Source organism: Serratia sp. BIGb0234 (assembly GCF_024809915.1).
Taxonomy (GTDB): Bacteria; Pseudomonadota; Gammaproteobacteria; order Enterobacterales; family Enterobacteriaceae; genus Serratia; species Serratia liquefaciens.
Map to the genome: position 1 here is coordinate 322,086 of NZ_JANUEI010000002.1, position 14,970 is coordinate 337,055.

Genomic DNA, 14,970 nt, shown 5'->3' on the forward strand with positions numbered 1-14,970 from the left:
AACCATGACGACCGAAACTGCCGCCACCATTTTATTGATTGACGATCACCCGATGCTGCGCAACGGCGTAAAACAGCTTATCGGCATGGACCCGCGCCTGCAGGTGATTGCCGAAGCCGGCAACGGTGAACAAGGTGTTTCGCTGGCCGAGGAGCACGATCCTGACCTGATCCTGCTCGATCTGAATATGCCTGGCATCAACGGGCTGGAAACGTTGGATCGCCTGCGCATGACCGCGCTTTCTGGCCGCATTGTGGTGTTTAGCGTGTCGAATCACGAAGATGACGTGGTCAGCGCGCTAAAACGCGGCGCAGACGGCTACCTGCTAAAAGACATGGAGCCAGAGGAACTTTTGAAGGCGCTGCACCAGGCTGCAGCAGGCCAGATGGTATTGAGCGAGGCGTTAACCCCCATTCTGGCCGCCAGCCTGCGTGAAAACCGCCCGAGCGCCGAACGGGATATTCAGCAACTGACACCGCGCGAGCGCGATATTCTCAAACTGATTGCCCAGGGTCTGCCGAACAAGATGATCGCACGCAGGCTGACCATCACCGAAAGTACTGTCAAGGTGCACGTCAAACACCTGTTGAAAAAAATGAAGCTGAAATCGCGCGTTGAGGCCGCCGTGTGGGTACTGCAGGGCAAAAACGGCTAGTCAGCGCCGTTCAACGGCCCGGTCTCTGCCGGAATGGTGGGCGTTTGCAGCGTTTTTGGCGGCGGCAAACCCTCGCCCTCCCCGGAAGAGGCGGTCAGCGGCGGCGTCACCTGCAGTTGGATCCAGTTGGACGTCACCAATTGCTGCTTGTCATCTTCCAACGTGACCGATAAACGGTAGCGGTTTTCCGCCCCCGGCGTGTCATCCCACTGCGGCACAATCAGGCTCCAGCCGTGTGGATCGTTGCTGTTTTGCGACGACGTCAGGCTCAGTGCCTGGGTATCCCCCTGCCAACTGACGCGGGTGATTTTATTGGTGGTTTTAATCTCCAGCTTCAACGGCAGCGTTTCCCCCGGTTGCAGGCTCCAGGGCGGCGTGGCCAGGAAGACCTGCAGCGTTTTACGCTGGCGGAATTCCATTACCGGGACATTTTTCCGTTCGATATTGTCATAGCGGCTGCCGCGCAGCGATTTGGCCTGGGCCACATACTCCGGGGATATCTGCTTTACCAGCGGTACACCAAGGCGATAGCTCAGCGCCAGTTCGACCTGATCCTGGCTCACCCCGCCTTCCCCCATCTTGTGCAGTGCTTTCACCGTCACCAGCGGCACCGGCGTGTAATTCACCCCCAGTTGCATGGCGCGCGGGTCGTTTTGTTTTTTACCACTGCCAAACAGGTTGACGTTCTCCCCCCAGTACTGCTCGTAGCTGAGAGAGCCGCCGATCTGGCGGTAAAACGGCAGGTAGCCCTGGGTGGTGATGTCGTAACCGCTTGCCGGACGACTGAGAAATTCGGCGTTATCCTTCTGTTGCGCCAGTGCCGATAACGGATAGTAATAATTGGCGGAAAAACGCAGGAAGTCACCCCAGGCTTCGGCCCCCAGGCTGGCGCGGTTTTGATTGCGCTTGAAATCGCTGTCGAGCACCGTGTTATACCCCAGCAGCCAATCACCGGCGACCCAACGCTGCCCAAGGCCAAAGTTACCCAATGAACCTTGGCTTTGCTGCAGCAGACCGAGCTGGCTGTAGGTCAGCAAGCCATTAACGTCATACAGAGGGCTGAACAGCTGGCCGCTGCTGCCGGAAAAATCCCCCTGGTCGGACATCACCAGCGACAGTTTGGCGGTGCCTAGCGGTGACAGCAGCTCTTGTGCCTGTTGTTGCAGCACCTCACCGGCTTGCCCTACCGCGTAACTCTCGGCGCGGGTTCGCACCTGCTGGCCGGAGACATTATTCAGGTTACGCTCACCCAGCTGTTTGGCCATGGTGGCCCACTCTTTCTCTCGCTCTGCGTCATTCGAGGCGTTGCCCCCCAGCTCGGGCAAGTTGTCGTTTGCGTTCGCTTGATGGCTAACCGAGGGCGGCGCAGGGGGAGATTCGGCACCGGCGGGCAAGCTGCCCAACAGCCACGCCAAACCCACCGCCGGTAAACGGGCAGGGAGTGAGAGGAAATCAACGGCTTTTTTCAATCTGTTACGCGCTTTAAGAATAACGTCAGTCATTACACCACCGCCGTTCCCTCATCCCGAGAGTGGGCGGAAAAACCTTTTTTGCTGCGGCCACTCCAGGCAGCAGAACAACGACCTTTGCACAGCGAACAACCGGGGTATTGCCCCTGTCGGGTACCGGGGCGCCAAAGTGCATCATGAACCCCAAATTCTAATCGGTTTCTGATGATAAACCATCAGATAAACCTCAGTTTATTATGTGACAACGTCACAATTGCGGTTGATATTGCCTTGCAAAGCGTGGTCATTCCCGAACGCGCCGAACACTCGCCGTCGGTCAGGATAAATTCACTAAATTTCATCGCAGATTTTGCCTGATTAATCGGCATTCATCTTTTCATAAAACGCAGTAATGCGTTGATTATGCGCGGAAACCCTCATTTTCAACGTATTTTACCTGGCTATAAACAATGCTTTGCGATCGCCTGCGCAAAGCGCGTCATTACCTGGCACCTGCTCTGCTGTAAAACCCATTTTGCCGCTATTTTGAACGTTAATTTCAGTTCAGCAAGGATGCTTATGTTTAACGAACCGCAGGGGGACCTCTGGTTTCGCGGCCTGTTTATTATGGCCATGTTACTGTCGGCGGTCCTCGCCAGATGGCTTATGCATTCCGTGCCTCAGGACGTGGGGCAACGCCTGCCGCCGCTAAAAACCCGCACTCTGATGTTGATAGCCGCCTGCGCCGGACTGGCGGCATTGCCTTTTAGCCTATCGCCGCTACAGCGAATCAGCTTGCTGCCGGTGGCGACCCTGCTGCTCGCGCTGGCGCTTATCGACTGGCGGCACAGGCTGTTACCGGATCGCCTGACGCAACCGCTGTTATGGGCCGGACTGCTGGCCAATCAGCAAGGCTGCTTTACCTCGCTCGACGAAGCAGTGATCGGGGCCGTCGCCGGCTATCTGTCGCTATGGTGGCTTAACGCCCTTTATCGCCTTCGGCGGAAAACGGAGGGTATCGGCCAGGGCGACTTTAAATTGCTGGCGGCCCTGGGGGCCTGGAGTGGCTGGTCTGCCCTGCCCATGTTGGTGACCGGCGCAGCCACGGCAGGCTTATGCGTTGCGATTGTGGCCCAGTTACGCCGCAGCACCGGCAGAGATGCCCCGCTGCCGTTCGGCCTTTATCTGGCGCTTTCCGGCTGGTTTACCCTGCTTACGATGGCCGACATGGATATCACGCCCTTCATCAAGGGAAATTCTCTCATTTCAGCTTATTTCACCCCCATGGCGGATTAATGCCGTGGTTGGCGCTGTTATAGCCGACTGTTGGCCAGGCTGTTATAGCGAGCCTGTCTCTGCACCACTATGCTTTATTTAACCAAACACAGGAGGCTGTATGATCGGTCGTGGTTTATCTGCTCTCGCGCTCAGCGCGGCATTACTTTCCGGTTCGCTGTCGTTCGCGGCGCAGGCTGCCGGTACCTTTACCCTCAGCTCATCGGCGTTTCAGGATGGCGGCATGCTGGCCCAGAAATATGCCGGGGCCACCCCGGGCAACGCCAGTTGCACCGGCGACAATGTTTCACCTGCGCTGAACTGGGCCAACCCGCCGGCGGGCACTACCAGCTTCGCCTTGCTGGTGTCCGATCCCGAGGGCCGTGCCGGATTGGGCGCCAGCCACTTGGTGGCCTACGGTATTCCAGCCACGGCTCAGGGTTTCGCTGAAGGCGATCTTACCCAGGGCAAAGGCTTTGTCGGCGGCAAGAACTCACCGGGTACCGCGGTGTATCACGGCCCATGCCCACCGGCAGGCTCTGGGTTGCACCACTATACCTTCGTGCTGATCGCCACCGATCTCCCGCCCCATGCGCTGGGGCCAGGGTTAACCCGCGAACAGCTGTTGGAAAAATTGCAGGGCCACGCCAAGGGCGGTGCGGGTATTATCGGTCGTTTCGGTCAATAACCGGTGCCGGGGTGGCCTACTTACTCACGCGATCCAGATACAGCATGCTGTTGGCGATATCCACATGCGCATCTTTAACATTATCGCGCAGCGCCACCAGGGTTTGCCCCTGTAAGGCCACAACGTAAGGGGAACTGGTCTGCAGTTCGCGCTGCAACGTGACGTAACGCGCGGCGCGGCTTGCAGCATCCCCCTCTGCCGCGGCTGCACGGGTTTCCGCACTCAATGTCGGGATGTTCCATTGCGTACGCCAGGCCAGGGTTTTCGGCCCATTCGGCACGTTGTAAGCGAAGGCGCTGGCGTTGGTGTTAGGATCCAGATAGTCGGCCCCCCAGTAGGTGAAGATGGCCTGGAAATCACGGCCGCGCATTTTGCCCCACAGATCGCTCTCCACTACCGGATGAATGTCCAACTGCAAACCGGCCTTGGCAAAGCTGGCCTGCAGCGCCTGGGCGATATCGGTATACGGCGGCTGATTGATGACGATCAGATCAATACGCGTTCCTTCGGCGATACCCGCGTCATGCAGAATCTGTTTGGCTTTGGCCACGTCGAGCTTAAAAGGTTGATTATCCAAGGCGCCATCCAACCCCTGCGGCAGGAATGCCTGGTGTACGCGATACTGCCCCTTCAACAGGTTGTCGGCAATCGTCTGGTAATCCACCAGCCAGCGTGCCGCCTGCCACAAGGCCGGATTACTCAAAGCCGGTACCTGCTTGCTGCCGGTATTGAACCCCAGGTAATAGACTTTGGCCGAATCGCGCTGCTCAATCCTGATGCCCTTTTCATTACGCAGCGAGTTGAATTGATCGGCCCCCAGATCGTAGGCCACGTCAGCATCCCCTTTCAGCAGCAATAAACGGCGGGTGCCGGCATCGCTGACGTTTTTCAGCAGCACCGTTTTCAGCTTGGCCTGCGGTTGAGCGTAATCATTGCGGCTGAACAACAGCGCCTCGTGCGGTACATAGTTGCTGACGCGATAAGGGCCGGCACCGGCTGAGTTCGAACGCAGCCAGGCATTGCCGAAGTCCCCCTGCAGACCGTGCTGGCTGAGCAGCTTTTCATCGACTATCGACGCCACCGGCGCGGTTAACAGCCGCAGTGCCAGCCCACTGCCGATATTGGCCGACCAGCTTAGCTGCACCTGGTTATCGCCCAGTTTCTTCAACTGACTCTCGACGTTTTCCGGCGTCCAGCCGAATTCACCAAGGATAAACGACGGTGCCTTGTTCAGTTTCACCGCCCGCACCAGTGAGAAGATCACATCCTCCGGGCGTACCGGGTTGCCGGAGGCAAACCGTTGGTTGGCGTTCAGGGTAAATATCAAACTGTGGCCGTCTGCCCCCGTTTGCCAGCTGCTGGCCAGCTCCGGCGCCAGCTTTTCCGGCGTGGTCCGATCCGGTGTCAGCAGGCGCTGATACAGATTGACCAGGTTGGCCGAACTGACGGTTTCAAAGCTTTCGGCAGGATCAAGACTGATGATGCCTTCCAGCGAACTGACCACCACCAGCGTGTCTTTCGGGGTGGCGGCCTGTGCGCCGAAGCTCGCCGCCAGGGCACTGAACAATAACGTTGGGATTAGCCGTTTCATTGATGCACTCTCCAGAGTCACGCGGATGCGTTATTTGGCGAGTGTAGGGGCAGCGGCTTAGCAGAAGAACGACTATAAATTGCTTTATTTATTACGCAGATGAATAAGCCCGCCGAGTGAACGGCAGGCTGATTTCAGTTCACCAACCGGCCATGCGCCATCGCCACCGAACGATCGCACATGTGGTCAATCACGTCGGCATCATGGCTGACCAGGATCATTGTCAGATCGCCCGCCTGCTTCAGCTCGTTCAGCAGGTTGAGGATTTCCGCCTGCACCGACATGTCCAGTGCCGAAGTCGGCTCATCCAGCAACAACAGCTTTGGTTTCAGCAACAGCGCGCGCACGATCGCCACCCGCTGACGTTGCCCACCGGAAAGCTGGTGCGGATAACGGTCCAACAGCCTGGGATCCAGCCCCACCTGGCGAAAACCGGCGCTGATTTTCTGCTCGATATTGCGCTCTTTCAGCAACTTTAGGGGTTCCGCCAGCGTGCGCAGCAATCGGTGCTTGGGATGTAACGAGGCATAGGGGTCCTGGAATACCATCTGGACCTCACGCCGCAGATCACCGGTAAAAGGACGGCCCGGTTGCAAATCACGGCCGAGCAGTTGAAAACCGCCGCTCCAGTTTTCATTCAGCCCGGCCAACACCCACAGCAGCGATGACTTGCCGCAGCCGGACGGGCCAACCAGGCCGAAGCACTCGCCCGGTTCGATGTGCAGATTGACATCATGCACCACGGTGCGTATCTCATAGCCCTGGCGGTGGCTGACGCTGAGGTTTTCCAGGGTAATCAGGCTCATTTCAGTGACTCCAGCAGTGCGCGATCCAGGACCGGCAGCGTTTTGCCGTGAGTCTCGCGGCTTGGCCGACATGACCACAGCGTGCGCGTGTAAGGATGGGTGGCGGAGGCCAAACGATCGGCAGGCAGTTGATCCAACAGTTCGCCCTTGTACATCACCAGCACCCGTTCGCAGTAGTGCGCCACCTGCTGTAAATCGTGACTGATCAAAATCAGGCCCATATTACGTTGCTCCACCAGATTTTCGATCAGTTGCAACACCTGATCGCGCATCTGGTGATCCAGTGCCGAAGTCGGTTCGTCGGCAATCAACAGCTGCGGATCGTTGATTAATGCGATGGCCAACATTACTCGCTGCCCCATGCCGCCGGACAGCTGATGCGGATAGCGCTGGCTCAGCGCCTGCGGATCGGGCAAGCCAACCGCCGCCAGCATGTCCAGCACCTTCTCCCGCCGCTCGGCGCGGCCCAGGCGGGTATGCAACAGCAGCGGCTCCTCCACCTGACGCCCAATCGGCTGGGTTGGATTCAGCGCGTGCTTGGGATCCTGCATAACCATGGCCACCTTGTTCCCGCGCAGCCGGTTCCACTGGCGCTCGTTCAAGCGCGTCAGATCGTCGTCGCCCAGCGTCAGACGCTGCGCCTGCAGCTGTAACGGCGGTGGCAACAGCCCCATCAGGGCGCGGGCGGTCAGGGATTTGCCGGAACCGGACTCCCCCACCAGCGCCAGCCGCTCCTGCCCCATGCTGAAAGAGATGCCTTTCACCAACGGTGGCGAGGCCGGTAACAGCACCGACAGGCGTTCGACGGTCAATAATGGGTTATCAATGTCCATGACGAGGATCCATTTTATCGCGCAGGCCATCGCCCAGCAGGTTAAAGGCCAGGCTGGCGAACAGAATAGCCCCGCCCGGTGCAGCGGCGACCCACCACTGATCAAAAATCACTTTGCTGCCCTCAGCCACCATCGAGCCCCACTCGGCGGTCGGCGGGGCCACGCCCATGCCGAGAAAACCCAATCCCGCGGCGGAAAGAATTATCCCGCCCAAACTCAGCGCCGCACGCACCACTGCGCTTGGCAGGCACAGGGGTAAAATATGCCCCGCCATCAGCCGCAGCCCACCGATGCCCTGCATACGCGCCGCCGCCAGATAGTCACTGCGACGCAGCGCCAGCGTTTCCGCCCGGGCTTGTCGGGCAAAAGCCGGCCAACTGGTCAAGGCCAGCGCCAGTGCGCCGTTCATCAGCCCCGGCCCCAATACCGCGACAAAGGCCAGCGCAATCACCAGGCTGGGCAATGACAGAAAAATATCGGTGACGCGCATCAGAATACGCTCAACCCAGCCGCCGAGATAACCGGCGCTGATGCCCACCAACAGCCCAATCGGGATGGTCAGCAGCAGGATTAACGACACCAGGATCAACGTTGGCCGTGCACCATAAATCACGCGCGATAACAGGTCGCGACCAAAGCCGTCGGTCCCCAGCCAATGCCCGGAGGACGGCGGCAACAGGCGCAGTTCGATGTGTTGCAAGTTAGGGTCGAAAGGCGCCAGCCAGGGAGCCAGCAGCGCGGTCAGGATCAGCACAGCCACCAGCGTCGCCCCGAGCGTCAGCGTGGTGAGTTTGCCGCGCTGGCGGTAGCCGACCGCAGGCTCGCTCTGGGGTTCATGTTCAGAAAGATATTGGCTCATCGGGTTCGCGGGTCCACTAAATAGGTCAGCGCATCGGCCAGCGCGTTCAACACCACAAAGCAGGTGCCAATCAGCAAGGTAGCGCCAAGAATGGCCGGGGTATCGGCGGCAAACAGCGCGGTGGTCAGGTAACGCCCCACGCCCGGCCAGGCAAACACCGTTTCGGTCAGCACCGCCCCTTCCAGCAGGCTGGCATAGGACAGGGAGAGAACGGTGATCAGCGTGCCGAGCACGTTGGGAAATACGTGTCGCACCAAAATACGCGTACGGCTGGCCCCCTTGGATCGTGCCAGGGTGACGTACTCTTTATTGCACTCTTCCAGCATCGCCGCCCGCAGCAAGCGGGTGATACCCGCCATCGACAACAGCGCCAACGCCACCACCGGTAACCACAGGTGACTGATGGCGTTGTAGAACATGTCGCGATCGCCGGACAGCCAGGTGTCGATCAGCACAAATCCACTGCGCGGTTCCATGCTGTAAAGGTAGATATCGTCCAGCCGCCCCGGCCCCGCCGACCAGTGCAGCGTGGCGTAAAACAGCAGCAGCCCCAGCAGACTGAGCCAGAAAATCGGCACCGAATAGCCGATCAGCGACAGCAGGCGCGCGGCGTTATCCAGCCAACTGCCCGGTTTTATCACCGCCAAAAACGCCAGCGTAATGCCGCCGAACGCACCGAGGATAATGGCGCAGGTCGCCAGTTCCACCGTGGCCGGGAAGGTACGTAACAGATCGCTCAGCACCGGCTGGGCGGTAATGCGCGATATCCCCATATCCCCGTGCGCCAGGTGCACCAGATAGCGCCAGAACTGCACCGGCAACGGCTGATCCAGCCCCAGGTCGTGACGGACCTGTGCGTAGGTGGCCTCGCTGGCATGATCGCCGGCGATCTGCAACGTAGGATCGATCGGCGCCAGATGCGAGAGCATAAAGGTGAACAGCAGTAGCCCAAGCAGCGTCAGCGCCAATGACAGCAAGCCGGTAAGCAGCCGGCGTCCCCAACGCCAACTGCGCCGGGCGAACCCGGCGGAAGCGGTACGGCTTATCATTACTTGCTGACCTTGCTGTAGAACACCATGTCAGGGTTGATGCCCTGCTCGTAGCCTTTCAGGTTGTCACGTACCGCAATCAGGCTGCGAGCCTGCAGGCCGATGACAAACGGCGAACTCTGCTGCACGGCCTGCTGTAGCTGTTGATAATCCGCAACCCGTTTGGCGGTGTCGTTTTCCGCCGTGGCTGCCAGCGTCAGCTTGCTTAGCGCAGGGATCTGCCAGTTGGCGCGCCAGGCCAGCGTTTTGCTGCCGTCTTCCGGGTTATAGGCAAAGGCGGCGGCGTTGGTGTTCGGGTCAAAATAATCTGGCCCCCAGGAGGTCAGGGTCGCGTCATAGTTCAGGGATTTCACCTTGGTGGAAACCTGCGCGCTGAGGCCCGGCACCAGTTCCACCTTCACCCCACCCTGGGCAAAGCTGGCTTGCAAGGCCTGCGCGATATCCAGGTACGGCGGCTGATTGTTGACGTCCAGCTTGAAGCTGACGTTGGTCAGGCCGGCCTTCGCCAGGATCTCTTTGGCCTTTTGCGGGTTAAAACTGTATGGGCGATCTTTCAGTGCGCCCAGATAACCTTCCGGCAGAAACGCCTGATGGGTCTGGAACTGGCCCTTCAGCAGATCGTCAGCAATGCCTTTATAGTCGAACAACCAACGCGCGGCTTCCCAGAACGCCGGATTGCCCAGCGCCGGTGACGCCTTGGCGTTGAACTGCAGGAAATAAAGTGAGGCGTAAGGGATGGCCAACGGCTTGACGCCCGGCTTGCCTTTCAGCGCCGCCATCTGATCTGCACCCAGATTACGCGCGATATCGGCGTCGCCCTGTTCGATCAGCAACCGACGCGCGGCCGGATCCGGCACGTTCTTGATCAGGATAGTCTTCAGCGTCGGGGCGCCTTCCGGTGAACTTGGGTTGGCGTCGAGCACTACAACTTCGTGCGGTACGTAGGTGCGAATTTTATACGGGCCGCTACCTGCGGAATGGCTGTTCAGCCATTGGTGACCCAGGTCATCCCCCTGCTGATGCGACAAGGCTTCTTTGGCATCGACAATAGAAGACACCGGCGCCGAAAGCAGGCTAAGCACAAAGGCTGGGCTGACGTTTTCGCTCCAGCTTATTTTGACCCGCCTGTCATCCACCTTGGTCAGGTGCTGGTCGACGTTCTTGGCGTCCCAGCCCAACTGGGTGAGGATAAACGAGGGTTCCAGATTCAGTTTCACTACCCGCGACAGTGAGAAAATCACGTCTTCCGGGCGCAGCGGATTGCCGCTGGAAAATTTGGCATCCGGCCGCAGAGTGAAGGTCAGGCTGCGGTTATCGCTGCCCGCCTGCCATTCGCTGGCCAGCGTCGGTTTGAGTTCGATAGGATTTTTGGGATCGGACTGGATCAGCCGCTGGTAGAGGCTGTTGAACGACTGCACCGTGGTTAACTCAAAACCCTGGGCCGGATCAAAACTGACCACGTCATCGATGGACTGGGCAATCACCAACGTGTTTGCCGGGGTTGCTGCCTGTGCGTTGAAACTGGCCGCCACGGCCAAAAACACCAAAGAGGGAACGAACGCTTTCATCAAAACTCTCCAAGCGGATGGAATTTATAGTAATTTCGCGAGTGTATGTGAGAGCTCTCGGCAGGCGAAGGTACTTAAATAACTATAGATATTCTTTTTCTGTCTATAGCTGAGATTTTGATTATTAAGCAGGCGGGAGGATACCGTCAGTTGTGCAAGGACTATGGCAAAATATATCTTTTCGATGCAGGCGGTAACCACTCCTCATAAAGCGCCATCACGTTTGGCAGGCTTACTATTCTACTGACAACGTCAATCTGAGGTTGTAACAGACGACGAACCAAGAGCCTTACAGGTGTTGGCGAGCGGACATGCCCCGACAATCAGGTTGAATGAAATCACCGTCGCCACAGTATCAGTGGAGTAGATAATTATTACATTTCAATACATTAAATACCTGATAAGCAAAATGCCTCAATCAATTTTTCAGCTTCCCACTCCTTAATATCTGATACCTGCCCGTCTCCAATCTCTACCAGGCGCAATTCTCCCTGGGTATTTTCTACAATATCTATTGAATAAAACGGAGTCTCCACGCAGCGTGCAATCTCATAAACAAATTCAGGTATTTGATCGTCGGATGAAAACACTCTCCCGTTAAGCGAAAAATAGCGACGCTCAGTGTTATTAACAAATTCCTCAACGCGCCTCAGGCTAACCCCTCCTTCTACACTCCCTCGAAAATGCGCAATAAGGCTGAGAATTTCTGCGACTTCCTGAGCATCCTTAGCCACAGAGCCCCGGGACGTCGTCAAGGATTTCACGTAGTCCTTAACAAAATAAGCGGGCCATTGAAGCTGGCTGACGAGACGCCCAAAATCAGCATCAGCTGTGGTTATAATAGTTTCCGGTGTATAGGCCTTACAGCGGTCATACCAACCCGTTATATAGTGATTACTGATATATTCTTCAGGGGACTCGAGCATCTTCCCTCCCCGTGCAGCCACAGCACCGTACAATTGACGATATTCATCGGCGTTCAGCATCCATCCTCGCCAGACCACGGGACTACCGGACTCAAAGGGAGCCGAAAACTGATATTTACCCATCGCTGCCGCTTCTGAGGCAAGTAACAGGCAATGTATCCCACGTTGCCGGGCACAAAGATACTCCAGTTCAAAAGTTTCATCCGGTTTGCACAAATTCGAATAATCATCAGGATAGATAATTTGCATGTATGGCCCCATAGGAATAATAAATCCAGTCAGTCTGAATCACGCTGATTTTATGGAATAAAATGGTGGTGACGCCAATGAGTAGAACATAAATTTTTCGACGAAGGCACCAGCAAATTTTCATACGGTGACATCAAGCGTGAAAGTCCGAGTGTTTTACGATCCAGACACCTGGTTTGGGGTCAGAGCCTCACCTTGCAAGGCTCAAAATGCAGAGTAGGTACTTTCCCGGTAACAAAATAATCTTTCAGCGCCCAGAAAGGGCCAAAGGACAAGCCATCCCTGGCGTTGATATCAATGAAAAGACGAAAGTAGCGATTGGCAGTGTCAGTAAAGGGTTCGAAAATAAAGGCCTGTACAACAGCAGAACCTCCATCAGCGATTGACTTCTGCACGCCAGACTCCTGCCCCTGTAGAACAGGTCAGCGCAAATACGTAACGTGTATCCCGCCTGCTATCTGCGCTGCTGTTTCCGTCGCCGCAATGCTCAAATCTGATAATCGATCACCGTTTCCAGCTGTGAAGAGAACACCTTGTCTTTGATTTCCGTCAGTGACAGCGTCGGGTTGCACAGCTGGATAAACTGCCAGGCATAGTTACGTTGTAACTGACTGCGTTTCAAACCTAACCACACGGTATTGGGCTCGAACAGGTGCTCGGCGTTAAGGCTGACCAGCCCATGATCGCGCTCTTTCTCATATGACATGTCCGCCAGTACGCCGACCCCCAACCCCAGCTCGACATAGGTTTTTATTACGTCGGAATCCTGAGCGCTTAAGGCAATGTCCGGCGTCAGCCCGGCGGCTTTGAAGGCGCTATCCAGCCGTGAGCGACCGGTAATGCCCTGGCGATAGGTTATCAACGGTAAGGTACTGAGCATTTCCAGCGTCACCTGCGGTTGCCGGGTCAGTTCGTGCCCTTCCGGTACCAGGATGGTGTGATGCCAGCGGTAGTAAGGGAACGCCGCAAGAGATTCATCGCTCATCAGCCGTTCACTGGCAATACCGATATCGGCTTCGCCCGAGGCCAACATCGCGACGATTTCTTCCGGACTGCCCTGATTCAGCACCACCCTTACCCGCGGGTACAGCGCACGAAACTCCTTAATCACTCCCGGCAGGCTGTAACGCGCCTGCGTATGGGTGGTCGCAATATGCAGCTGGCCGGTGTCGTTGCTGCTGAACACATCCGCCAGTCGGCGGATATTATTGGCATCGTTCAGGATGCGTTCCGCCACCACCAACAGCTCTTTACCCGGTTCGGTCATGCCCAATAAACGCTTGCCGCGGCGGATAAATATCTCAATGCCCAGTTCTTCTTCCAGTTCCCGAATATGACGACTGACCCCAGACTGCGAGGTAAATAAAGTATTGGCCACCTCGGTCAGGTTGTAGTTGCAACGCGCCGATTCCCGAATAATTTTTAATTGTTGAAAGTTCATCCACTCCCCCTGACGAGCAATATTGTTAACACCAGTGATACGGAGTCTGGCGGGAGGGGACAAATAAGAAATAACCTTTAGTTATGCATTTTCATGCTAAGTGAATTTTTCACCATTGCAAATTAGCTGTTTTTTAATCTTAAATTATCGAATAGCTTTAAAATTAACAACATATATATCCACTTTAAAAATGTGGATTAAATGCTTATGCAAAATAAAGTTATTAAATATAGGCATTAGATATATAAACCAAAAAAGGCTCAGCAAGCTGAGCCTATCGAAAGCGTCATATGAGCGGGATCAGGCAGTTGCCTCTCCGCCGATAGGGCCGGAGGTATTTTGCTGCAGCCATTGCTGCACGTAGCTGACCAAATCGCCAATGCAGTCGTCCTGCATACCGTGGTTTTTCAGCTCGTTATCCAGCGAGAACAGGTACTGGGCGTTAGTTCCCAGCGGCCCGCTGGCGCTGGCGATCAGGGGGGCTATCACCTGATGGCTGGTATCTTCTTCAAACAGCGGGTGCTGCGGGTTCATGACAAACACCAGCGCGGTCACCACTTCGCCGTCTGCCAAGGTGAGATCGCACCAGGTCGGCAAATAACAGCCGGTGACCATTTCGCGTTTCCACAGCAGTTCCAGCTCTTCGCGCAGCTTGGCTTCCGGCAGGCGAAACGCCAAACCGGTGGTATGGCCGCCTTCTTTTAACGCCAGCATCCGCCCCGGCTGGTGCAAGGTGCCGCGCCCGGCGGTAAGCCGCAAACAGAAGGCGCGGTGCCAGCCTTGCAGCGTGGCCGGCCGCACCTCTTCGGATTCAAACACCGGATTCCACATCAGTGAACCGTAGCCGAAGACCCACACCGGGCTGTTATCCGGCCGACGGGATAAAGTACAATCCAACGAGGCCGCCCGCTGCTCTGATGTCAGTAACAGCGACTCCTCAATGGTGCCGAATGCAGTTTTGCAATCCGCATTTTGCAGAAAATCTCGCGTTAACACCTTAACAACCTCCCGGGAATAGGATTGCCCATACTCCCTCGCCACTGTTCAATCTTATTTATTAAGTGCGGAATTATATTAATACAATAATCTTCCCGCGATAATAATGACCTTATTCTTTTCTCAGTGAGCAATCAAGTTTCAAAAGAGCTTTAAAGTGAAAAAGTATTTGTACTCAGCAGCAATAATATTAATTGCCCGCGTAATAGGTTCGGATTTCATGATTTACCGACGCACAAAGGCGCCGGGGAGCGCCTTACTTTTTGTGCCAGCGGTCGTCATCACCTTTGCGGTAGCTTTGCTTCACCGCCGCCCAAGCTACCTTGTGGGCGGTTTCCTCTCGGCTATCGTCGCCGCGCCGGTCATCCGGATCGCTATATTGATCCCAGGCGCTGTTAAAAGCTTCCTTATAGATCTCTTGCGCATGGGCCGGCAACACGTGTTTGACGTTGTCCGGCAAGGCATTTGTGCTGTTGTAGGGCATCATTTCCTCCCGCAGATATTCAGTGAACCTTAAGCTTAGATGACACCTCCGCCCGCCTCAATTAGCAAACAATTCTCATTATCACATGGCATGTTATACTCC

General features: G+C 56.3%; 15 protein-coding genes. 3 read left to right on the top strand and 12 right to left on the bottom strand.

The genetic code is table 11. The features are described from left to right. Positions 1-4 precede the first annotated feature (4 nt). Positions 5-655: a two-component system response regulator NarL gene (gene narL / locus M2407_RS08535; RefSeq protein WP_020827456.1), complete on the top strand. Its 651-nt coding sequence runs from the start codon at positions 5-7 to the stop codon at positions 653-655. Here narL and M2407_RS08540 read toward each other — a convergent pair. Continuing rightward, positions 652-2,157 (bottom strand): YchO/YchP family invasin, encoded by a 1,506-nt coding sequence (locus tag M2407_RS08540; protein WP_122079680.1) that lies wholly within the window; start codon positions 2,155-2,157, stop codon positions 652-654. The genes narL and M2407_RS08540 overlap by 4 nt on opposite strands. Before the next feature lie 612 nt (positions 2,158-2,769). Between M2407_RS08540 and M2407_RS08545 the strand changes: the two genes are divergently transcribed. Both M2407_RS08545 and M2407_RS08550 read left to right on the top strand, forming a co-directional pair. Next, positions 2,770-3,399, top strand: a complete 630-nt coding sequence (locus M2407_RS08545; RefSeq protein WP_244995227.1) for an A24 family peptidase — start codon at positions 2,770-2,772, stop codon at positions 3,397-3,399. 100 nt (positions 3,400-3,499) lie between these two features. After that, on the top strand, positions 3,500-4,066 hold the full coding sequence (locus M2407_RS08550; protein ID WP_020827459.1) for a YbhB/YbcL family Raf kinase inhibitor-like protein: 567 nt from the start codon (positions 3,500-3,502) through the stop codon (positions 4,064-4,066). 16 nt (positions 4,067-4,082) lie between these two features. Here the strand turns inward: M2407_RS08550 and M2407_RS08555 are convergent, their stop codons facing one another. The 11 genes from M2407_RS08555 to chaB all read right to left on the bottom strand — a co-directional run bounded on the left by M2407_RS08555 (position 4,083) and on the right by chaB (position 14,868). Then, complete coding sequence (locus tag M2407_RS08555) at positions 4,083-5,657, bottom strand: ABC transporter substrate-binding protein (RefSeq protein WP_259217625.1); 1,575 nt, start codon at positions 5,655-5,657, stop codon at positions 4,083-4,085. A gap of 134 nt (positions 5,658-5,791) precedes the next feature. Then, entirely contained in the window at positions 5,792-6,463 is a 672-nt protein-coding gene (locus M2407_RS08560) for an ABC transporter ATP-binding protein (RefSeq protein ID WP_142815054.1), read from the bottom strand. Next, positions 6,460-7,296, bottom strand: a complete 837-nt coding sequence (locus tag M2407_RS08565; RefSeq protein WP_020827462.1) for an ABC transporter ATP-binding protein — start codon at positions 7,294-7,296, stop codon at positions 6,460-6,462. Before M2407_RS08565 ends, M2407_RS08560 begins: the two co-directional genes overlap by 4 nt. Continuing rightward, positions 7,286-8,155: an ABC transporter permease gene (locus M2407_RS08570; protein ID WP_020827463.1), complete on the bottom strand. Its 870-nt coding sequence runs from the start codon at positions 8,153-8,155 to the stop codon at positions 7,286-7,288. Before M2407_RS08570 ends, M2407_RS08565 begins: the two co-directional genes overlap by 11 nt. Continuing rightward, positions 8,152-9,204 (bottom strand): ABC transporter permease, encoded by a 1,053-nt coding sequence (locus tag M2407_RS08575; protein WP_048760232.1) that lies wholly within the window; start codon positions 9,202-9,204, stop codon positions 8,152-8,154. The genes M2407_RS08570 and M2407_RS08575 overlap by 4 nt, the downstream gene beginning before the upstream one ends. Beyond that, positions 9,204-10,772: an ABC transporter substrate-binding protein gene (locus M2407_RS08580; RefSeq protein WP_149572757.1), complete on the bottom strand. Its 1,569-nt coding sequence runs from the start codon at positions 10,770-10,772 to the stop codon at positions 9,204-9,206. The genes M2407_RS08575 and M2407_RS08580 overlap by 1 nt, the downstream gene beginning before the upstream one ends. A 389-nt stretch (positions 10,773-11,161) precedes the next feature. Beyond that, entirely contained in the window at positions 11,162-11,947 is a 786-nt protein-coding gene (locus M2407_RS08585; RefSeq protein ID WP_130016321.1) for an ATP-grasp domain-containing protein, read from the bottom strand. A gap of 182 nt (positions 11,948-12,129) precedes the next feature. Continuing rightward, on the bottom strand, positions 12,130-12,342 hold the full coding sequence (locus M2407_RS08590) for a hypothetical protein (protein WP_259217632.1): 213 nt from the start codon (positions 12,340-12,342) through the stop codon (positions 12,130-12,132). Between the two features lie 92 nt (positions 12,343-12,434). Next, positions 12,435-13,388, bottom strand: a complete 954-nt coding sequence (cbl, locus tag M2407_RS08595; RefSeq protein WP_020827468.1) for an HTH-type transcriptional regulator Cbl — start codon at positions 13,386-13,388, stop codon at positions 12,435-12,437. Positions 13,389-13,688: 300 nt separating this feature from the next. Continuing rightward, on the bottom strand, positions 13,689-14,384 hold the full coding sequence (locus M2407_RS08600) for a gamma-glutamylcyclotransferase (RefSeq protein WP_020827469.1): 696 nt from the start codon (positions 14,382-14,384) through the stop codon (positions 13,689-13,691). Positions 14,385-14,640: 256 nt separating this feature from the next. After that, positions 14,641-14,868, bottom strand: a complete 228-nt coding sequence (chaB, locus tag M2407_RS08605; RefSeq protein WP_115060997.1) for a putative cation transport regulator ChaB — start codon at positions 14,866-14,868, stop codon at positions 14,641-14,643. Positions 14,869-14,970: the final 102 nt, after the last annotated feature.

Excerpts from the sequence above, each read along its gene's own strand:
- M2407_RS08570 (WP_020827463.1), bottom strand. The coding sequence starts at position 8,155 with ATGAGCCAATATCTTTCTGAACATGAACCCCAGAGCGAGCCTGCGGTC.
- M2407_RS08565 (WP_020827462.1), bottom strand. The coding sequence starts at position 7,296 with ATGGACATTGATAACCCATTATTGACCGTCGAACGCCTGTCGGTGCTG.
- M2407_RS08545 (WP_244995227.1), top strand. The coding sequence starts at position 2,770 with ATGCATTCCGTGCCTCAGGACGTGGGGCAACGCCTGCCGCCGCTAAAA.
- M2407_RS08560 (WP_142815054.1), bottom strand. The coding sequence starts at position 6,463 with ATGAGCCTGATTACCCTGGAAAACCTCAGCGTCAGCCACCGCCAGGGC.
- M2407_RS08540 (WP_122079680.1), bottom strand. The coding sequence starts at position 2,157 with ATGACTGACGTTATTCTTAAAGCGCGTAACAGATTGAAAAAAGCCGTT.
- M2407_RS08555 (WP_259217625.1), bottom strand. The coding sequence starts at position 5,657 with ATGAAACGGCTAATCCCAACGTTATTGTTCAGTGCCCTGGCGGCGAGC.
- chaB (WP_115060997.1), bottom strand. The coding sequence starts at position 14,868 with ATGCCCTACAACAGCACAAATGCCTTGCCGGACAACGTCAAACACGTG.
- M2407_RS08580 (WP_149572757.1), bottom strand. The coding sequence starts at position 10,772 with ATGAAAGCGTTCGTTCCCTCTTTGGTGTTTTTGGCCGTGGCGGCCAGT.
- M2407_RS08585 (WP_130016321.1), bottom strand. The coding sequence starts at position 11,947 with ATGCAAATTATCTATCCTGATGATTATTCGAATTTGTGCAAACCGGAT.
- M2407_RS08575 (WP_048760232.1), bottom strand. The coding sequence starts at position 9,204 with ATGATAAGCCGTACCGCTTCCGCCGGGTTCGCCCGGCGCAGTTGGCGT.
- M2407_RS08550 (WP_020827459.1), top strand. The coding sequence starts at position 3,500 with ATGATCGGTCGTGGTTTATCTGCTCTCGCGCTCAGCGCGGCATTACTT.
- cbl (WP_020827468.1), bottom strand. The coding sequence starts at position 13,388 with ATGAACTTTCAACAATTAAAAATTATTCGGGAATCGGCGCGTTGCAAC.
- narL (WP_020827456.1), top strand. The coding sequence starts at position 5 with ATGACGACCGAAACTGCCGCCACCATTTTATTGATTGACGATCACCCG.